This is a genomic window from Agromyces humi, assembly GCF_009720255.1.
Classification (GTDB): Bacteria; Actinomycetota; Actinomycetes; order Actinomycetales; family Microbacteriaceae; genus Agromyces; species Agromyces humi.
On record NZ_WJSP02000032.1, the window covers coordinates 1 to 18,877 of the forward strand.

The window sequence follows — 18,877 nt, forward strand, 5'->3', positions numbered from 1 at the left end:
GGCGGGGTCCGCGGGGCTGAAGCCGTATGGCGGCTCGGCGCCGCGCCAGGGCAGCGGCACGCGGCATCCGTCACGACCCGGGTCGACGCCGCCCGAGCGGAAGTGCATCGGATCCTCGAGCACCTCGCGGGGCAGCTCGACCTCGGGCAGGCCGAGCTCATCGCCCTGGTACAGGTAGAGCGAGCCGGGCAGGGCCGCGGTCAGCAGTGCGGCGGCGCGCGCCCGTCGTCGGCCGAGGTCGAGGTCGGTCGGCGTGCCGAACCGCTTCGTCGCGAAGGCGAAGCTCGAGTCCGCTCGGCCGTAGCGGGTCACCGGGCGGGTCACGTCGTGATTCGAGAGCACCCACGTGCTCGGGGCACCGACGGGGGCGTGCGCCGCCAGCATCAGGTCGATGGAGCTGCGCAGCGCCGTGGCATCCCACGGGCGCGACATGAAGTCGAAGTTGAACGCCGTGTGCATCTCGTCGGGCCGCAGGTAGGCCGCGAACCGCTCGGCGTCTGGCACCCACACCTCGCCGACGAGCACGCGGGTTCCGTCGTACGAGTCGGCGATGCGCCGCCACGACCGGTACACGTCGTGCACCTCGTCGCGGTCCTCGGTGGGGTGCTGTCCTGGCGCCACGACCTCCGGCACCTCCGAGAGGGCCGGATCCTTGATGAGCAGCCCGGCCGAATCGATGCGCACGCCCGCGACGCCGCGGTCGAACCAGAAGCGCAGGATGTCCTCGTGCTCGGCCCGCACGTCGGGGTGGTTCCAGTTGAGGTCGGGCTGCTCGGGGGTGAACAGGTGCAGGTACCACTCCCCCGGCGTCCCGTCGGGGTTGACGGTACGGGTCCACGTGTCGCCCTGGAAGTTCGAGACCCAGTGCGTCGGGATCCCGTCGCCGTTCGGGCCCCTGCCGGGGTGGAACCAGAAGCGCTCGCGCTCGGCGCTGCCCGGCCCGGCCGCGAGGGCGGCCTGGAACCACGGGTGCTCGCTCGAGACGTGGTTCGGGACGATGTCGATGATGGTTCGGATGCCGAGCTCCGCCGCGTCGCTGATGAGCAGCTCCGCGTCCGCGAGCGTGCCGAAGGCCGGGTGGATGTCGCGGTAGTCGGCCACGTCGTAACCGCCGTCGGCGAACGGCGACGGGTACCACGGGTTGAACCACAGGGCGTCGACGCCGAGCTCCTTGAGGTAGCCGAGGCGGCTGCGCACCCCGCGCAGGTCGCCGGTGCCGTCGCCGTCGGAGTCCGCGAAGCTGCGCACGTACACCTGGTAGATCACGGCGCTGCGCCACCACGTCGCGTCGTCGGCGAGGGCCGGGGGCACCGTGCCGGGTTCGGTGAGTGGCATGGTCACGCTGTCGTTCTCCTCCGTGCGAGCGGGCGGCGCGCCGGGTCACGGTGGAGACGGCGGCGTCGATATCCCGAAACGTAATGAGAGCAACAGATTGATGCAACTTTTCAACAAACCGGCATCCGCTTGCGATCAGTTTCGTGAAGTTGCGAGAGCGGTTTGCTCATTCGCCTGCATTCGGCGGTGCGGTGGACGATGTCGCGGCGTCGCCGTGCGGCCGTTGCCGCCGCCATCGCCGTCGCCGTCGCCGTCGCCGTCGCCGAAATGGAGGAAGGAGCGGATGCCGCCCCGGCCGCGACCGCCCGACACGCCGCCGCACGCCCGGAAGTTCCTACATTTCGTCGAGAGGGCCGGTAGGGCGCGGGGAGTCAGCGGGGCGCGGGGGCCGTCGACGCGCGCACGACGAGCTCGGGCGCGAAGAACACCTCGTCGCCGATCGCCGCCTCGCTCGACATCTGCCGCATGAGCAGCTCGATGACCATGCGGCCCATCGCCTCGATGGGCTGGCGCACGGTCGTGAGCGGCGGCTCCGTGCAGTTCATGAGCGCGGAGTCGTCGTAGCCGATGACGGACACGTCGTCGGGCACGCGGAGTCCGGCGCGGCGCACCGCACGGATCGCGCCGAGCGCCATGGGGTCGCTCGCGCAGACGATGCCCGTGACGCCCGCCGCGAGCAGCTTCGTGGCCGCCGTCTGTCCGGACTCGAGCGAGTAGAGCGAGTGCACGATGCGGTCGTCGCCCAGCTCGAGGCCGTGCCGCTCGGCCATGCGCACCGCGGCGGCGTGCTTGCGCTGCGAGGGGACGTGGTCGCGCGGCCCGAGCAGGATGCCGATGCGCTCGTGCCCGAGCTGCAGCAGGTGCCCAAGCGCCTGCTCCATCGAGGTCGCGTCGTCGCACGACACCGTGGCGAAGCCGAGGCCGTCGATCGGGGCGTTCACCAGCACGGTCGGCAGCTTGAGCTCGACGAGCCGGTCGTAGTGGTCGTGGTTCACGTCGGCCTGGGCGTATGCGCCGCCCGCGAAGATCACGCCCGAGACCTGCTGGTGGAGGAGCAGCTCGACGTAGTCGGACTCCGAGATGCCGCCGGCGGTCTGGATGCAGAGCACGGGCGTGTAGCCGTTCTGGGCGAGGCCGCCGCCGATCGCCTCGGCGAGCGCGGGGAAGATCGGGTTCTGCAGTTCGGGCATCACGAGGCCCACGAGGCGGGCGCGCTCGCCGCGCAGCTTCGTGGGGCGCTCGTACCCGAGCACGTCGAGGGCGGTGAGCACCGCGTCGCGAGTCGATGCCGAGACCCCGGGCTTGCCGTTCAGCACGCGGCTGACCGTGGCCTCGCTCACCCCGACCTTGCGCGCGACATCCGCGAGTCTTCTCGACATGCGGCCATGCTACGTCAGCGTGCGCAAGAACTCGACAAGCGCGTGTACGGGGAGAACCGCTTGTCAAGGGCTTGTCCGAGGCCGTTCGGTCGCGTCAGCATCTGACCATGGGATGGGCGAGCGGGTGCGCGCGCAGCCGGCAAGGACGGCGCCATCCGGTGCCGACCGGCCCCGCGGCATCCGGATGCCTCGTGCTCGCTGCCGCGCTGCTGCTCACCGGCTGCACGAGCGCCGCCGCCACGATGGAGCAGGCCGTCGGGCAGGGCGTCGCCGCGGTCGAGACCGCGCGGCTCGTGGTGGAGCAGGAGCTCGATGACCGCACGTTCACCACGACCGCGAAAACGACCCTCGGGGACGCGAGGCGCGAGCTCGTCGGCGCGGCGACGACCGTGTCGGAGACGGATGTCTCAACCGAGACGGATGCCGCGTACCGCGACGAGGTGCTGGCCGCCCTCGGTGACGGGCTCGACGCGGTGAACGACGCGCGCGCCGCGCTGGGCGGCGTCGGCTCGCTGGACGCCACCGTGCCGCAGCTCGAGGATGCCGCCGACGGGCTGGAGGACCTGGAGGGCGGACCGTGAAGAACCTCTTCGCCGTCGCACTCGGCGTGCTCACGGCGATCGGCGGGTTCGTCGACATCGGCGATCTGGTGACGAACGCCGTCGTCGGATCGCGGTTCGGGCTCGGCCTCGCCTGGGTCGTCCTGGTCGGGGTGGTGGGCATCTGCATCTACGCGCAGATGTCGGGCCGGGTCGCCGCGGTGAGCGGCCGGGCGACGTTCGAGATCATCCGGGAGCGCCTCGGCCCCCGCGCGGGCCTCGCGAACCTCGCCGCGTCGTTCCTCATCAACCTGCTCACCGTCACCGCCGAGGTCGGCGGCGTCGCGCTCGCCCTGCAACTCGCCACGAGCGTCGACCCCGGCTGGTGGATCCCGGTGGCGGCGTTCGGGGTGTGGATCGTGATCTGGCGGGCGCGCTTCGAGTTGCTCGAGAACGTGACGGGACTGCTCGGGCTCACCCTCATCGTGTTCGCCGTGGCGCTGTTCATGCTCTCGCCCGACTGGGGTGAGCTGGCCGGCCAGGCCCTGCAGCCGGGTCCGCCTGCCGACGAGCCGGTCGCGACGTACTGGTTCTACGCCGTCGCGCTGTTCGGCGCGGCGATGACCCCCTACGAGGTGTTCTTCTTCTCGTCGGGGGCGATCGAGGAGAAGTGGACGGAGAAGGACCTCGCGAAGTCGCGGCTGAACGTGCTCGTCGGCTTCCCGCTTGGCGGGCTGCTCTCGATCGCCATCGCGGGTTGCGCCGCGGTGGTGCTGCTGCCCGCGGCGATCGACGTGACGAGCCTCAGCCAGGTCGTGCTGCCGGTCGCCGAGGCCGGCGGCAAGATCGCCCTGTCGTTCGTGATCGTCGGCATCCTCGCCGCGACGTTCGGCGCGGCGCTCGAGACCACCCTGTCGAGCGGCTACACCCTGGCGCAGTACTTCGGCTGGTCGTGGGGCAAGTTCCGCAAGCCGGCGAAGGCGGCGCGGTTCCACCTCTCGATGATCGTGTGCCTCCTCATCGCGGTCGCCATCCTCGCGACAGGGGTCGACCCGATCCTCGTCACGGAGTACTCGGTCGTGTTCTCGGCGGTCGCGCTGCCGCTCACCTACCTGCCGATCCTCATCATCGCGAACGACCGCGAGTACATGGGCGACCGCGTCAACGGTCGCGGCATGAACTTCGTGGGCCAGGTGTACCTGGTCATCATCCTGGCGGCCGCCCTGGCCGCCATCCCCCTGCTCATCATCACGGGAGCCGGCGCATGAACGACGAGCACGACCACGACCACGACCACGACCACGAGCACGAGCACGAGCACGACCACGACCACGACCACGACGGCGGCGCGGGGCGACGGATGCCGCGGCGCGACCCGCGGGCGCCACGGGGGCGCGTGCTCGACGCCCACCTCCACCTGCTCGACCGCCAGGTGCTCGATCGCGAGGGCGTTCCCGTCACGACCGTCGACGACCTCGAGCTCGACGGCATCGAGCCCGGAGCGCGTATCGAGCCCGGCTCACCGCCCCCCACGCTCACCGCCATCCTCACCGGCCCGCAGCTCCTCACGCGGCTCTTCGGCGGCCACGCGCCGGCGGCGCGGCGCATCGCGATCCCGTGGAAGCTCGTGTCGGCGGTGGGCACGACCGTGCGGCTCGGGGTGGACGCCGACTCGCTCGACGCGTCGTGGGTGGAGCGCTGGGTCAGCCGGCACCTCATCGGCCGCATCCCCGGAGGCCGTCATGATCCTGAGTGACCTGCTCGGCAGCGACGCGTTCGACGCAGACGGACGACGGCTCGGCGCGATCCTCGACGTGCGGCTCGAGATCTCGGGCGCCCCCGCACAGCTCCTCGCCGAGACCGTCGTGACGGGCGTGCTCGTGAGCTCGCACAGCCGCTTCTCGACGTGGGGGTACGAGCGCCGCGGCGAGGACGGCCCGTTCCTGATCGCGTGGCTGCAGCGCTGGTTGCATCGCGGGTCGTTCCTCGTGGCCTGGGACGACGTGGAGCTGGTCGACGTCGGGCGAGTGGTGTTCCGCGCCGGGTACGAGCAGCTGGATCCGATGCTGCCCCGGGCGCCCAGGGAGGCCTGATGCCCAGCGAACCGGATAACCCGGTTACTCTCTGCATCCGGTGTCGTCAAGGCCTCGCCGCTCCGTGCCCACGCGCGTAGCGTCCCGAGGAGCGGACGCCCCGAAGCATCCGCTCGCACGGAAGGAGCGACACCATGGAACAGTCGATCGGTCGGGACACCGAACCGACGACCCGGCCGGACGCGCCCGAAGCCCGGCAGACCGAACCCCGGCAGTCCGAGGCCACCGACGCCGTCGACCCGATGGCCCACACCCCCGAGGTGGACGCCGACATCCAGCGCCGCCTGCGCGACCTCCCACCGTCGAGGTACCGCGACGACACCGGCATCACCGACCTCGACGAGCTGCAGCGCCACATCGACCCGCTCGATCCGCGACAACCGCGCCGCCCCACCGACGACCCGCTCGACCCCGAGCGCGACGCGGACTGAGCGGGTCGCCCGCTCGGTCCCGCAGCGGTCTCAGTCCGCCGGCCGTCTCAGCCCGCCGGGCGCGTCAGCCCTTCAGCCCCGACGACGCGACGCCGTCGATGATCTGCCGCTGGGCGACGAAGAACACGATGATCATCGGGATCGTCGTGATCACGCTCGCCGTGACGATGATCTCCCAGTGCCACTCGCCGCCGAACCCGAAGGCGTCGACGAGCGACTTGAGACCGCGCGGCACCGTGAAGGTCGCGGAGTCCCGCAGGTAGATGAGCGCGCGCATCAGGTCGGTCCACACGGCCTGCACCTCGAACACGAGCACCACGGCGAGCGCCGGCTTGCAGAGCGGCAGCGCGATGCGCCAGAACACCCCGAACTGGGATGCCCCGTCGATGCGCGCCGCCTCGAAGAGGTCGCGCGGCAGCCCGAGGAAGAACTGCCGCAGCAGGAAGATGTAGAACGCGCTGCCGAAGAGGTTGCCCGCCCACAGCGGAGTCAGCGTGCCGACCTGGCCCAGTCCGTTCCAGATGAGGAACGTCGGGATCATCGTGACGGCGCCGGGGAGCATCATCGTCGCGAGCACAAGGGCGAACAGCGCACCCCGCCCGCGGAACCGGAAGTAGGCGAACCCCCACGCCACCATGGCGCTCGAGAAGGTCACCGTCACGGCGGCCAGCACCGTGACGATGACGGTGTTCATCAGCCAGAGCCCGAGCGGCGCCTGCTGCCAGACCGTCACGTAGTTGTCGAACGTGAAGGTGTCGGGGATGAGCTTGTTGTCGAAGACCTCCGTGCGCGGCTTGAACGACGCGCTGACGAGCCACACGAACGGGTAGATGAAGATCACCCCGAGCAGCGCGAGTGCGATCCACGCGAAGACCCGACTCGCGCGCGTGCGCGGGCGTCGTCCGCCATCACGCAGTGCGGCGGCATCCGTCGGCGGCACCGTGGTCGCGGCGGCGGCCACCGCAGCATCGCGCCTGGGGGCGGGAGCGGCGGCGCCCCCGACGGGCAGGTCGACATCGACGCCGGTCATCGGTCCCCCTCGTAGTAGACGAATCGGCGGGACACGATCAGCTGGATCGCCGTCACGATCATGATGACGACGAACAGCCCCCACGCCATCGCCGACGCGTAGCCCATGTTCAGGAACTCGAACGCCTGCTGGAACAGGTAGATCGAGTAGAAGAGCGCGGCGTCATTGCTGTACGTCGTGTTGCCCGCGCCGAAGAAGGCGGTGTATGCCTCGTCGAACGTCTGCAGCGCCGCGATGGTGTTGACGATGATCACGAAGAACAGCGCAGGGCTGATCATCGGCAACGTGATGCTGAACGACGTGCGCCAGAAGCCGGCGCCGTCGAGCTTCGCCGACTCGTAGAGCTCGGTCGGCACGTTCCGCAGGGCGGCGAGCAGGATGATGATGGACGCGCCGACGGTCCACAGCGACATCAGGATCAGGCCCGGCTTCACCCACGCGGGGTCCGTCGTCCATGCCGGACCGTTGATGCCGAACCAGCCGAGCACCGTGTTCAGCAGCCCGTTCTGGCCGTTGAACAACAGCAGGAAGAGCACACCGACGGCGACCGGCGGCGTCATCTTGGGGAGGAAGAACACCGTGCGGAAGAATCCCGACGCCCGTCCCGCGCGATCGAGCAGGAGCGCGAGCGTGAGCGAGACGATGACGTAGAGCGGCACCTGCAACAGCGTGAAGAACACCGTGTTGCCGAGCGCCAGCAGGATCTTCGGGTCGGAGGTCATCTCGACGTAGTTGTCGAATCCGACGAAGTTCGGGTTGTTGATCACGTCGTAGTCGGTGAGCGACAGGTAGCCGCTGTAGAGCATCGGCCACGCCGTGAAGACGACGAACCCGATCATCCAGGGGCTGAGGAAGAGCAGCGCCGACAGGACGTTCCGCCGTCGCGCCCGACGGCGACCCCGCTCGCGCTCGCCCGGGGCGGCGGAGTGCTCCTGCACTCGGCCGCCCGGGCGGGCTGGGGCGATGGTCACTTTCCGCCGCCGTCCTCGAGCTTCTTCCAGCCCTCGTCGAGCGCCTTCTGGGCGGTCTCCTGCGCCTTGCCGAGCGCCTCCTCGGGGGTGGCCTGGCCGTTCAGCACGCTGTTCACCGCGTCCTGCATGGCCTGCTCGAACTCGGCGTCGGCCGGGTTGGCGGGCAGCGACACCGTGTTGTCGTTCGCCTCGTACATGGCCGCGATGCCCGAGTCCCACGGCTCGCCGCCCGATGTCACCATCTCGCGGATCTGCTCGTCGGCGGTCGTGTTGCCGGTGAGGATGCCGGTGAACGGCTTGCCCTCAGCCTCACGGGCCTCGATGCGGGCGTCGGCGGCGACCTTCCAGGCGTCGACCGACGTCATGGCCTTGGCCCATCGGCACGCGGCCGCGGCGTTCTTGGTGCCGGACGGGATCGCCCACGCCGAACCGCCGGCGAAGGCAATGGGGTCGCCCGACGTGGTGCGCACGGTGTCGAACGCCATCGGGGCATCCGGCGACACCTCGTTCAGGACGTTGATGTACCACTGCTCCATCGGCATGGCGCCGAGCACGTTCGTGGCGAACTGGTTGCCCTCGCCGAAGAAGTCGGCGGAGTCGCGGAACGCCTTCACGGCGCTGAAGCCGCCCTGGTCGTCGTAGATGCCGACCGCCCAGGTCAGGGAGTCGATCGCCTCCTGCGAGTCGAGGCTCGCGGTCTTGCCGTCCTCGGAGAGCAGCGATCCGCCGGCGGCCGCGACCCAGAGCGGCAGGAACTCGGGCAGCTTGGAGTCGACGCCGATGACGCTGAGTGAGCCGCCGTCGGATTTCGTGAGGGCCTTGTTCGCCGCGGTCATCGCGTCGCGATCGGAGCCGTTCACGTCCTCGATCCTGAGCCCCGCGGCCGACAGGAGGTCGGCGTTCGCCATGGTGACCTGCACCTGGTTGAACTCGGGGATGCCGTAGATCTTGCCGTCGAGGGTCACCTGGCCGACGGCGGACTCACGGAACTGTTCCATGTCGATGCCCTCGCCGTCGATGCAGCGTTCCAGCGGGATGATGGCGCCGCGGGCGGCGAGCGAGCCGACCTGGTCGCGGTCGGCGTAGAGCAGCTCCGGCGGCTCACCGGATGCCACCGCCGAGAGGAACTGCTGGATGTCGAGGTCGCCCTCGATGAGCTTCACCTTCACGTCGCCGAGCTCGCCCTCGGCGTATTCGACGCGAGAGGTGGCGACCTCGTCGACGCCCGAGAAACCCATGACCGAGAGGTCGCCGCTGAGCTCGGCGTCGGGGTCGTAGTCCGCATCGTCGGAGGCCGCACCGCCGGTCCCCACCGCGCATCCGCTGAGCGCCAACGCGGTTGCGGCAGCGAGCGCCAATCCGATTCGAGCACGATGCATGGTGAGCCTCCGTTTCGGGTACCGGCTCATGACCGGTTCACTCGTCACGGTAGGTATCGAGCAGCGCTTCTCGTCAGGGGCTTGACAGAAGCGCTTCCCGAACAAACGTCTCTTGATCAGGGCTTCAAGATGACTTTGATGCAGCCGTCCTCCTTGTCTCGGAACTTCTCGTACATCTCGGGTGCCTGCTCGAGCGGCACCCGGTGCGTGGCCAGGTCCTCCAGGCCCAGTGGATCGGACGGGTCCTCGGCGAGCGGCAGGAGCTCGGGAAGCCAGTGGTGCACGTTGCACTGGCCGAACCGCATCGTGAGCTGCTTGTCGAAGACCGTCATGAGCGGCATCGGGTCGAGCGAGCCCGCGTACACGCCGCTGACCGAGACGGTGCCGCCCCGCCGCACGAGGTCGATGGCGAGGTCCAGCGCCGCGAGCCGATCGACTCCGGCGTTCATCATGAGCGGCTTCGCGAGCCCGTCGGGCAGCACCCCGACGGCGGCCTGGGCGAAGGCGGTGGCCGGGTTGCCGTGCGCCTCCAGGCCGACCGCGTCCACCACGCCGTCGGGGCCGCGGCCCTCGGTCGCATCGCGGATGACGGATGCCACGTCGTCGTCGAGATCGTGGACGATCGCGCCGTGGCGCTCGGCCATGAGCCGGCGCTCGGGCACCGGGTCGACCGCGTGCACCGTGACGTCGTGGTGGCGTGCGATCCGCGACACGAGCTGCCCGACCGGGCCGAGGCCGAGCACGGTGAGGGTGCCCCCTGGCACGACCCCCGTGTAGCGGAGCCCCTGCCACGCCGTCGGCAGGATGTCGCTGAGGAAGAGGTACCGCTCGTCGGGCAGGTCGCGGCCGACCACCTGCGCATTGGCGTCGGCGCGGCGCACGCGGAGGTACTCCGCCTGCCCGCCGGGCACCGACCCGTACAGCTCGGTGTAGCCGTAGAGCTGCGCCCCGGTGCCCTGGTCTCGGTTCTGGGTGGTCTCGCACTGCGTCGTCAGGCCGCGCGCGCACATGAAGCAGTGCCCGCACGAGATCACGAAGGGCACGACCACGCGATCGCCGACGGCCACCCGGCGCACCTCCGAGCCGACCGCCTCGACCACGCCCATCGTCTCGTGCCCCAGGATGTCGCCGCGGTGCAGGAACGGGCCGAACAGGTCGTACAGGTGCAGGTCCGACCCGCAGATGGCCGTCGAGGTGACGCGGACGACGGCGTCGGTCGGCTCGGCGACGGTCGCGTCGGGAACGTCGACGACCCGGACGTCCTTCGTGGCATGCCAGGTGAGTGCTCTCATGCCACGTTCCTACGCGGCGGCCCTCGCCGGAGGCAGGGGGTTGACGCCATCGGGCCCCCTCCCCGGCGGGCGCGCACGCCGCGTGTCGACGGGGCCCGGCGGCGACTAGAGTCTCGGCATGGGCAAGTTCATCTACAACTCGTCAGCGCGCGAGATCGACATCGACGACCGCACCCTGGCCCACCTGCGCGTCGCGATCCTCAACAAGCTGCGGCGGTCCGAGAGCTTCTCGATGACGTGGGAGCACGGCGTCGAGAACGGCAGCGGTCGCACCACCATCTGGCTGCACGAGTCCATCCCGCTGCAGTTCGTGTTCAGCGGCAATCGCACGCCCAAGCTCAACAAGCTGTGGATCGAGCAGCTCCTGCTCTCGGCGAACAGCACGTCGGGCCTGCAGTTCGTCCCCGAGCCCGCCGAGGACGAGCCGATCGACGCGGACTGACCCGCCCGAGCACCTCCGCGCCCTGATAGCAGGAGCCCATCCGAGCGGCAAGCCCCTCGTGACGGCACGCGCGCATTCCTACCGTGGAACGGGGCACACGACCGTGCCCGGAACGGAGGACCGGATCATGAGCACGACCCTGACCGCGTCGACCGAGGTCGACGTTCCAGTGCGCGTGGCATACGACCAGTGGACCCAGTTCGAGTCGTTCCCCGAGTTCCTCGGCGGGGTCGACCGCGTCACCCAGCTGAGCTCGACGATGACCCACTGGGTCGTGTCGATCGGCGGCGTGAAGCGCGAGTTCGATGCCGAGATCGTCGACCAGGTGCCCGACCGGCACGTGGCCTGGCGCAGCGTCGACGAGGAGGTGCTGCACCGCGGGAGCGTGAGCTTCACGGCGCTCGGCGCCGATCGCACGCGCATCGACCTCGAGATCGAGTGGGAGCCCGAGGGCTTCGTCGAGCAGGCCGGCGCCGCGCTGCAGCTCGACGACCTGCAGGTCAAGAGCGACCTCAAGCGCTTCAAGGAGTTCATCGAGGGTCGCGGCGCCGAGACCGGCGCGTGGCGCGGCGAGGTGCACGAGGGCGAGCGGACGGACCGCTCGGGCAGCGGCGTCGTCTGACGTGACAGGCGGGCGGATCGACTCCACGGACCCGCTTCGCGAACGGATGACGGGGCGCAGCCCCTCGCGGGCTGCGTCTCGTCATGCCGTCAGTCGACCGCCTCGATCTGGGTGATCACGAACTGCTGCTCGGCGAGCGTCAGCCGATCGGGTGCGGTGCCGCCGGTCAGCGACACGATCTCCGCCGCCGTCTCGGCGTCGAGGTCTGCCTCGAGTCTGGCCAGCAGTCGATGCTTGGCCTCGATCGAGAGCTGCGGCCACCAGCGTTCGATCTCCGCGCGAGCTGCGGCATCCTGGGAACTGCCCATCTCTGCTCCTCCTCCGGCGCTCCGCCGCGGTCGAGCTCGTTCGACTACGCGGGCTGGGTCTCGTTGTCGACGTCGACCTGCTGCACGTCGACGCCGACCTGCACGGGTTGGCCCGGCACCGTGGCGATGGGCTCGCTGTCGAGCTGCTCGGGGATCAGGCGGATGCCGCCCGTGCTGTTGGCCGATCGCATGAGCTCCTCGATCCAGCTGCGGCTCAGCTCGGGCGCCACGGGCTCGTCGAAGACGAACCGGAGCGGGATCGAGGGGTGCAGCCAGAGGGTGCTGCGGCCGCGGGGCTGGTCGTCGGCGTGCTGCCACGACAGCGTGAAGCTCTCGCCTCGACGCAGCTTCGTCGTGATCGCGATCTTGAGGTGCGCGAGTGCCCGGTCCTCGATGCCGATCGGGGTGCCGGAGTCGCCGTAATACAGGGTGCCCACGGCATCAGCATACGTCGCGGCGGCCGTTCCGGCACGCCGGAAACGTTCGGAGCGGGCGGCCCGAGGGCCGCCCGCTCCTGTGAGAGGTCTCGCGATGGGATCAGACCGTGCGACGACCGCTGAGGTAGCGCACGAGGAACACGATGGCCGCGATGACCAGCAGCACGATTCCGACCCACAGCAGGAAGTTCAGCGTGGGCACGACGCCGCCCGTGATGAGCAGGATGATCGCGATGACGGCGAGGATGGCGACGAGGATGTTCATGATCTCTCCTTCGTGTGATCCGCCCCGTGATCGACGGGCGCGGACTCCGGCGCCGCCGTTCCGGGCGGCGCCTTCGGGACGCGGGTACGTCCATGCCATCAACGTAGGGCCGCCCGCGGTGCCGCGCACAGGGGTTGACCGCCCTTCGCGCCGAGTGCTAATCGAGGGGGAATCCGCGGAAACACGGGCTTCGCGGCATCCGATCGACTGTCAACCCCCTGACTCCCGCCGGGCCCGCGCGTAGCGTGACTGCGGTCGAAGGGGGCGAACAACCATGCTCGATGAGCAGCTCATCGATCCCACCACGAAGCACACCACCGACCCGTTCCCGCGCCAGGAACAGGTCCCGCCCGGGCTGACCGAGGCCATGGCCCCGCTCCCCGACCACGGCGAGCAGAGCTACCGTGGCAGCGGCCGCCTGGCGGGGCGGCGTGCCCTCATCACGGGCGGCGACTCGGGAATCGGACGGGCCGTCGCCATCGCGTTCGCACGCGAGGGGGCGCGTGTCGCGATCTCCTACCTGCCGAGCGAGCAGTCCGACGCGGAGGAGACCGGCGACTGGATCGCGGACGCCGGCAGCGACCCGCTGCTGCTGCCCGGCGACCTGCGCAGCGAGCAGCACTGCATGGACCTCGTCGAGCACACCGAGCAGGCGTTCGGCGGTCTCGACCTGCTCGTGCTGAACGCGGCGCACCAGCGGAACCGGAGCGGCATCGACGAGCTCCGCACCGGTGACTTCGAGGACGTGATGCGGATCAACCTGTTCGCGCCGGTGTTCCTTGCGAGAGCGGCCGTGCCGCTCATGGACGCCGGCTCGAGCATCATCACCACGACGTCGATCCAGCGGTCCGACCCGTCGAGCGCGCTGGTCGACGCCGCGATGACGAAGGCCGCGCTCGTCGCGTTCACGACCGCGCTCGCCGAGGAGCTCGGGCCACGCGGCATCCGGGTGAACGCGGTGGCGCCGGGCCCGATCTGGACGCCGCTGATCCCGTCGAACGGCTGGCCCGACAAGCTCGCAGGGTTCGGCCGGGACACGCCGCTCGGCCGGGCCGGCCAGCCCGCCGAACTCGCGGGCGCATACGTGTACCTCGCGTCGGACGACGCGTCGTACGTCTCGGGATCCGTGCTGCCGGTCACCGGCGGGCGCGGGGGCTGAGGCCGCTGAGGAAGGAGAGGGAAACCATGCCCGGACGCAAGAACTCGTCGCTGAAGGACCCCGAGCTCTACGAGAAGCTCCGCGACGACGGCGCCTCCAAGGAGAAGGCCGCGCGCATCTCGAACGCGGCGGCGAACCAGGGACGCAGCGCCGTCGGACGCAAGGGCGGAAAGAGCGGCGACTACGACGACTGGACCGTCGAGGAGCTGAAGAAGCGGGCCAAGGAGATCGGCCTCACGGGCTACAGCGGCAAGCGGAAGGCCGAGCTCATCTCGGCACTGCGGAACCACTGAGCCGCCGATGCCGCGCCTCAAACGGGTGACGCCTTACGTCTCACCGGGATTCGCCCGGGTGGGGCGCGGCCGCGGGTTCGCCTACGTGCACAGCGACGGTGGCCTGGCCGGTCGAGCCGAGCGGGCGCGCATCGGCGACCTGGCCATCCCCCCGGCATGGAAGGACGTGTGGATCGCGGAGGCCGAGAACGCGCACATCCTCGCCGTCGGCGTCGATGCCGCGGGCCGGCGCCAGTACCTCTACCATCCCGTCTGGCGCGAGCAGCAGGACCAGGAGAAGTTCCTGCGGATGACCGCGCTCGCCGGCGTGCTGCCCGGTGCCCGGCGCACCGCGCTCCGCGACCTGGCCCTGGAGGCCCTGCCGCGCGAACGCGTGCTGGCCGCGGCGTTCCGCACCCTCGACCTCGGCGCGATCAGGATCGGCTCGGAGGAGTCGCTGGCGGGGTTCCGCAACCGCGGCCTCACCACCCTGCTCGTCCGCAACGCGGCCCTCGACCCGCCCGAGACCGTGCGGTTCCGGTTTCGGGCCAAGGGCGGCATCACGCAGAACCTCCGCGTGCACGACGCCGCGCTCGCGACGTTCGTGGAGCACAACTCGGAGCGGTCGCCCGCGTCGCGCCTCTACGCCTGGACGGACGGCCGACGCATGCGCGCCGCGATCGCGACCGACGTGAACGACGACATCCGAGCCCGCACCGGCGGCGACTTCACGGCCAAGGACTTCCGCACCCTGCGCGGCACGATCGAGGCGGCCGACCGGCTCGCGCAGCTCGGCGTGGAGGGCACGGCCCGCGCGCGGTCGCAGGCCATCAGGGAGGCGATCGTGCACGCGAGCGAGGTGCTCGGCAACACCCCCACCATCGCGAAGGCGAGCTACGTCGACCCGCGCGTGCTCGAGGCGTACGAGCATGGCCGCGTCGTCAGCCTGCGCGGCGCCCGCGAGACGGCGCTGCTCGCGCTGCTCGTCGACGACGCGTGAGCCTCAGGCCGCGGCGAACGGCTGCGTGACCGGCTCGGGCACCTGGGTGTCGATGTGCTCCTCGACGAGCGTGATGCCGCCGCTGCTGTTCGCCGACCGCATCAGCTCCTCGACCCAGTCGCGGCTGAGCTCGGGCGCCTCGCGCTCGTCGAACACGAATCGCAGCGGGATCGTGGGATTCACCCAGATCGTGCTGCGCCCGCGGGGCTGGCCGTCGGGGTGGATCCACGACAGGGTGAGGCTCTCACCCCTGCGGAGCTTGGCGGTGATCGCGAACTTCACGTGCGCGAGCGCGCGGTCCTCGATGCCGATGGGAGCTGCCGACTGGCCGTAGTAGAGAGTGCCCACGCACGAAGCGTACCCGGGACGGGGGCCACGGATCACGCTTCCCGAATGACGTCGTCGGGCAGCTTGTCGGGCCGCAGTCCTCGCCAGCGCGGATGCCGCGCCACGCCGGTGCTGGTCCACTCGCCGAACTCGATCTCGCCGACGACCTCGGGTCGTACCCACACCGCGTCGGCGGCGTCGAGGGGCGGCACCTCCACGAACGGGGGCGTCGACTGGACGAGTCCGTCGAGCCGCGCCAGCAGCCGATCGAGCTCGACCTCGCGGAATCCGCTGCCCACCCGGCCCGCGTACTCGAGGCCGTGCTCACCGGGGATGCCGACGAGCAGCGACCTGATGCGGCCGAGGCGCGTGCCGCTGCCCTTGCGGTAGCCGCCGATCACGACCTCCTGGGTGCGGGTGAGCTTCAGCTTCAGCCACGCCTCGGTGCGCACCCCCGGCTGGTACGTCGAATCGGTGCGCTTCGCGACGAGGCCCTCGAGGCCGAGCCGGCGGCTCTCGGCGAACGCCTCGGCCGGGGTTCCGGATGCCGCGGCCGGCAGTTCGACCGGCACGCCTCGCCGCGGGCGGACGAGCCGTTCGAGGAGCTCCCGTCGGCGGTGGTACGGCAGCTCCATGACCGAGGAGCCCGCGATCTCGAGCACGTCGAAGAGCAGGAGCCGCACGGGGACTGCGGCCATCACGCGCTCCACCTCCCGCGGACGCGCGAGGTTCATGCGCTGCTGCATCCGCTCGAAGCTGGGGCGGCCCTGGTCGTCGAGGGCGACGATCTCCCCGTCGACGAGCGCGTCACCGCGGAGGACGCGCGGCAGTCCGGCCAGTTCGGGGTAGGTGGCCGTGACGTCGTTGCCGCGTCGGCTCAGCAGGCGGATGCCGCCGCCGTCGGCGCGGGCGAGCACCCGGATGCCGTCCCACTTCCACTCGAGCGCCCAGTCGCCGCCGGCGACCTGGCCGAGGGTGCCCGACGTGGCGAGCATCGGGCGCACGAGGATCGGCTCCACCTCGTGCGGGGCGTCATCGTCGAGCTCGGCGAGCTCGGCGCGCTCGTCGGGCTCCGCGGGTTCCGCCGGCGCTGTGGCATCCGTCGTCGCCTCGGCCGTGGTCTCGCTCGCGTGCCGCGCCTTCGACGACGGGCTCCAGTGGCCCGGGCGCTGGTCCTTCATGCGATGCGCGAGCCAGTTGCTCTTCTCACCGGAGCCCTCGGTGCGGATGAGCGCCAGCCGCACCCGCCCGCCGAGCGGCCCGCCGGGACGGCCGTCGAGGTCGACGATCACCTCGTCGTCGCGCCACTTCTCGGTCTCGTACGTGCCGGTGTCCCAGATGGTCATCGAGCCAGCGCCGTACTCCCCCGCGGGAATGGTGCCCTCGAAGGTGGCGTACTCCATCGGGTGGTCCTCGGTCTGCACCGCGAGGTGGTTCACGCCCGCGTCATCGGGGATGCCCTTGGGCACGGCCCAGCTCTTCAGCACGCCGTCGCGCTCGAGGCGCAGGTCGAAGTGCAGCCGCCGCGCATGGTGCTCCTGGATGACGAACCTGGGGTCGCCGGTCGACGGCTGCCCCCAGCTCGACGACGGCATCGGCTCGGGAGTGACCCCCGTCTTCCGCATCGAGAGGTACTCGGCCAGCGGTCCCGGACCGGTGCCGGCCGCCGCCAACGGCGCGATCGGGTCGACGCCCTCGGCCACCCGGGCGAGCACCTCGTGCACGTCGAGCTGGCGCAGGCCCGGGTCGTCGAGCTCGTCCCAGGTGCGCGGCGCTGCGACCGTCGGCGTGGGACGGCCCCGCAACGAGTAGGGCGCGATCGTGGTCTTGTTCTGGTTGTTCTGGCTCCAGTCGATGAGCACGCGACCCTCGCGGAGCGTCTTGCGCATGCTCGACACGATGAGGTCGGGGTGGTCGGCCTCGAGCGCCCTCGCCAGCTCGTGCGCGACATCCGACACCTGCTGCGAGGTCTGCGACCCGTCGAGGGCCGCGTACAGGTGGATGCCCTTGCTGCCGCTCGTGACCGGGAACGCCTCGAGCCCCATGCCGTCGAGGATCGCGCGCACGAGCCGGGCGACCTCCGCGCACTCCAGCAGCCCCATGCCCGGCCCGGGGTCGAGGTCGAACACCATGCGATCGGGATTGCCGCGCGAGCCGTCGGGCGCGAACCGCCACTGCGGCACGTGGATCTCGAGCGATGCCTGCTGGGCCAGCCACACGAGGGCCGCCCGGTGATCGATGATCGGGTAGGTCTTCGGACCGTCGGAGTGCTCGATGACCCCCCGGCGCATCCAGTCGGGGGCGTGCTCGGCGAGGTTCTTCTCGAAGAACACCTGCCCCGGGGCATCCGTCGTGCCGACGCCCTGCACCCAGCGCTTGCGCGTGACCGGCCGGCCGATCACGAGCGGCACCATGACCGGGGCGATCTCCGCGTAGTAGGAGATCACCTCGCCCTTGGTCATGCCGGTCTCGGGATACATGACCTTGTCGAGGTTCGTCAGCCGGAGTCTCCGGCCGTCGACCTCCACGAGCTGGCGGGTGCCCTCGGCCATGCTCCCCATCTTGCCCGGTCGGCCCGCGAAGTGACGCGAATCGACCATCGTGACGCGAGGAAGGGCGATTCGCGTCACCTCGCGGGGCCACGGGCGGTCGCCCGCGAATGCCGCAAGGGCTACCGCGCAGCATCCGCTCGGGTGTCTACTGGTGTGATGCGAGCCGTCTGGAAAGGGGCGGTCACATTCGGCCTGGTCAATGTGCCCGTCAAGTTGTACAGCGCCACCGAGGATCACGACGTGTCCCTGCATCAGGTGCACGACGCCGACGGCGGGCGCATCCGCTATCAACGCGTGTGCGAGATCGACGGCAAGGTCGTCGAGTACAAGAACATCGACAAGGCCTACGACGACGGCGAACGCACGGTGATCATCACCGATGAGGACCTGAAGTCGCTGCCGGCCGAGCGCAGCCGGGAGATCGAGGTCGTCGAGTTCGTGCCCACCGAGCAGGTGGATCCGATCATGTTCGACAAGAGCTACTACCTCGAGCCCGACTCGGCGTCGAACAAGGCCTATGTGCTGCTGCGGCGCACGCTGGAGTCGACGGACAAGACGGCGATCGTGCGCATGGCGCTGCGGCAGAAGACCCGCCTCGCCGCGCTCCGCGTCTACGGCGACGTGCTCATGGTGCAGACGCTGCTCTGGAGCGACGAGGTGCGCGAGGCGAAGTTCCCGTCGCTCGACGAGCCCGTGAAGATCTCCGACAAGGAGCTCGACCTGTCGAAGCAGCTCGTCGAGAGCCTCGTGTCCGACTTCGAGCCCGACCAGTTCGTCGACGAGTACCAGGCCGAGCTGCGCACGCTCATCGCGGCGAAGCTCGAGCAGGGCGACGCCGTCGACACGGCCGCGACGTTCGGTGAGCAGCCCGAGGAGGAGGAGGGCGGCGAGGTCATCGACCTCATGGAGGCCCTGCGTCAGTCGATCGCGTCCAAGCGGGGCGGGTCATGCCGGACTGCGTCGTGTGGGAGAAACTCGACGCTGACAACGTCCCGGGAAACCCCTGGCGCGGTGTGCCGAACTACAACGGGTACCAGGCGGATG

General features: G+C 70.4%; 22 protein-coding genes. 11 read left to right on the top strand and 11 right to left on the bottom strand.

Annotation, left to right across the window (positions count from 1 at the left end):
* Together GH736_RS05320 and GH736_RS05325 are read right to left on the bottom strand one after the other, a co-directional pair.
* The coding region (locus tag GH736_RS05320) for a glycoside hydrolase family 13 protein (RefSeq protein ID WP_159600962.1) at positions 1-1,335 on the bottom strand (1,335 nt) is incomplete at its 3' end.
* Between the two features lie 371 nt (positions 1,336-1,706).
* Entirely contained in the window at positions 1,707-2,714 is a 1,008-nt protein-coding gene (locus tag GH736_RS05325) for a LacI family DNA-binding transcriptional regulator (protein WP_159600932.1), read from the bottom strand.
* A 158-nt stretch (positions 2,715-2,872) separates the two neighbouring features.
* Here GH736_RS05325 and GH736_RS05330 point away from each other — a divergent pair, with 158 nt between their 5' ends.
* The 5 genes from GH736_RS05330 to GH736_RS05350 all read left to right on the top strand — a co-directional run bounded on the left by GH736_RS05330 (position 2,873) and on the right by GH736_RS05350 (position 5,777).
* Positions 2,873-3,295 (top strand): hypothetical protein, encoded by a 423-nt coding sequence (locus GH736_RS05330; protein WP_159600934.1) that lies wholly within the window; start codon positions 2,873-2,875, stop codon positions 3,293-3,295.
* A complete protein-coding gene (locus GH736_RS05335) occupies positions 3,292-4,521 on the top strand; it encodes an NRAMP family divalent metal transporter (RefSeq protein WP_159600936.1) in 1,230 nt (409 codons plus the stop codon). Before GH736_RS05330 ends, GH736_RS05335 begins: the two co-directional genes overlap by 4 nt.
* Positions 4,518-5,009 carry a hypothetical protein gene (locus GH736_RS05340; protein ID WP_235933841.1) on the top strand — a complete coding sequence of 164 codons (492 nt, stop codon included), beginning with the start codon at positions 4,518-4,520 and terminating at the stop codon, positions 5,007-5,009. The genes GH736_RS05335 and GH736_RS05340 overlap by 4 nt, the downstream gene beginning before the upstream one ends.
* On the top strand, positions 4,996-5,346 hold the full coding sequence (locus tag GH736_RS05345) for a PRC-barrel domain containing protein (protein ID WP_159600938.1): 351 nt from the start codon (positions 4,996-4,998) through the stop codon (positions 5,344-5,346). The genes GH736_RS05340 and GH736_RS05345 overlap by 14 nt, the downstream gene beginning before the upstream one ends.
* Before the next feature lie 134 nt (positions 5,347-5,480).
* Entirely contained in the window at positions 5,481-5,777 is a 297-nt protein-coding gene (locus GH736_RS05350) for a hypothetical protein (protein ID WP_159600940.1), read from the top strand.
* Positions 5,778-5,841: 64 nt separating this feature from the next.
* Here GH736_RS05350 and GH736_RS05355 read toward each other — a convergent pair whose 3' ends face one another.
* The 4 genes from GH736_RS05355 to GH736_RS05370 all read right to left on the bottom strand — a co-directional run bounded on the left by GH736_RS05355 (position 5,842) and on the right by GH736_RS05370 (position 10,449).
* Positions 5,842-6,807 (bottom strand): carbohydrate ABC transporter permease, encoded by a 966-nt coding sequence (locus GH736_RS05355; protein WP_162529546.1) that lies wholly within the window; start codon positions 6,805-6,807, stop codon positions 5,842-5,844.
* Complete coding sequence (locus tag GH736_RS05360) at positions 6,804-7,778, bottom strand: carbohydrate ABC transporter permease (protein WP_407922325.1); 975 nt, start codon at positions 7,776-7,778, stop codon at positions 6,804-6,806. Before GH736_RS05360 ends, GH736_RS05355 begins: the two co-directional genes overlap by 4 nt.
* Positions 7,775-9,157 carry an extracellular solute-binding protein gene (locus tag GH736_RS05365; protein WP_159600942.1) on the bottom strand — a complete coding sequence of 461 codons (1,383 nt, stop codon included), beginning with the start codon at positions 9,155-9,157 and terminating at the stop codon, positions 7,775-7,777. Before GH736_RS05365 ends, GH736_RS05360 begins: the two co-directional genes overlap by 4 nt.
* A gap of 116 nt (positions 9,158-9,273) precedes the next feature.
* Positions 9,274-10,449 carry an alcohol dehydrogenase catalytic domain-containing protein gene (locus tag GH736_RS05370; RefSeq protein WP_159600944.1) on the bottom strand — a complete coding sequence of 392 codons (1,176 nt, stop codon included), beginning with the start codon at positions 10,447-10,449 and terminating at the stop codon, positions 9,274-9,276.
* A gap of 118 nt (positions 10,450-10,567) precedes the next feature.
* Here GH736_RS05370 and GH736_RS05375 point away from each other — a divergent pair, with 118 nt between their 5' ends.
* A complete protein-coding gene (locus GH736_RS05375; RefSeq protein WP_159600946.1) occupies positions 10,568-10,891 on the top strand; it encodes a DUF7882 family protein in 324 nt (107 codons plus the stop codon).
* 127 nt (positions 10,892-11,018) lie between these two features.
* A complete protein-coding gene (locus tag GH736_RS05380) occupies positions 11,019-11,513 on the top strand; it encodes an SRPBCC family protein (protein ID WP_159600948.1) in 495 nt (164 codons plus the stop codon).
* A gap of 89 nt (positions 11,514-11,602) precedes the next feature.
* Here the strand turns inward: GH736_RS05380 and GH736_RS05385 are convergent, their stop codons facing one another.
* The 3 genes from GH736_RS05385 to GH736_RS24340 form a co-directional block, all read right to left on the bottom strand.
* Positions 11,603-11,821 carry a hypothetical protein gene (locus GH736_RS05385; protein WP_159600950.1) on the bottom strand — a complete coding sequence of 73 codons (219 nt, stop codon included), beginning with the start codon at positions 11,819-11,821 and terminating at the stop codon, positions 11,603-11,605.
* A 44-nt stretch (positions 11,822-11,865) separates the two neighbouring features.
* On the bottom strand, positions 11,866-12,258 hold the full coding sequence (locus tag GH736_RS05390; protein WP_235933842.1) for a DUF7882 family protein: 393 nt from the start codon (positions 12,256-12,258) through the stop codon (positions 11,866-11,868).
* 100 nt (positions 12,259-12,358) lie between these two features.
* Positions 12,359-12,523 (bottom strand): DUF2207 domain-containing protein, encoded by a 165-nt coding sequence (locus GH736_RS24340; RefSeq protein WP_162529547.1) that lies wholly within the window; start codon positions 12,521-12,523, stop codon positions 12,359-12,361.
* 274 nt (positions 12,524-12,797) lie between these two features.
* On the opposite strand from GH736_RS24340, the gene GH736_RS05395 reads away from it, so the two are divergent.
* From GH736_RS05395 to GH736_RS05405, 3 genes are read left to right on the top strand one after another with little or no spacing between them, the layout of a single operon-like run.
* Positions 12,798-13,682: an SDR family oxidoreductase gene (locus GH736_RS05395; RefSeq protein WP_159600952.1), complete on the top strand. Its 885-nt coding sequence runs from the start codon at positions 12,798-12,800 to the stop codon at positions 13,680-13,682.
* Positions 13,683-13,708: 26 nt separating this feature from the next.
* The gene (locus tag GH736_RS05400) at positions 13,709-13,975 is read left to right on the top strand and encodes a DUF7218 family protein (protein ID WP_159600954.1); all 267 of its coding nucleotides are present in this window, start codon (positions 13,709-13,711) and stop codon (positions 13,973-13,975) included.
* Positions 13,976-13,982: 7 nt separating this feature from the next.
* Complete coding sequence (locus GH736_RS05405) at positions 13,983-14,954, top strand: DNA topoisomerase IB (protein WP_159600956.1); 972 nt, start codon at positions 13,983-13,985, stop codon at positions 14,952-14,954.
* A 3-nt stretch (positions 14,955-14,957) separates the two neighbouring features.
* Here the strand turns inward: GH736_RS05405 and GH736_RS05410 are convergent, their stop codons facing one another.
* Together GH736_RS05410 and GH736_RS05415 are read right to left on the bottom strand one after the other, a co-directional pair.
* Positions 14,958-15,302, bottom strand: coding sequence for a DUF7882 family protein (locus tag GH736_RS05410; protein ID WP_159600958.1), 345 nt, complete (start codon positions 15,300-15,302; stop codon positions 14,958-14,960).
* 32 nt (positions 15,303-15,334) lie between these two features.
* Positions 15,335-17,833 (bottom strand): ATP-dependent DNA ligase, encoded by a 2,499-nt coding sequence (locus tag GH736_RS05415; protein ID WP_235933843.1) that lies wholly within the window; start codon positions 17,831-17,833, stop codon positions 15,335-15,337.
* Between the two features lie 156 nt (positions 17,834-17,989).
* On the opposite strand from GH736_RS05415, the gene ku reads away from it, so the two are divergent.
* On the top strand, positions 17,990-18,877 hold an 888-nt coding region (gene ku / locus GH736_RS05420; protein WP_159600960.1), incomplete at its 3' end, for a non-homologous end joining protein Ku.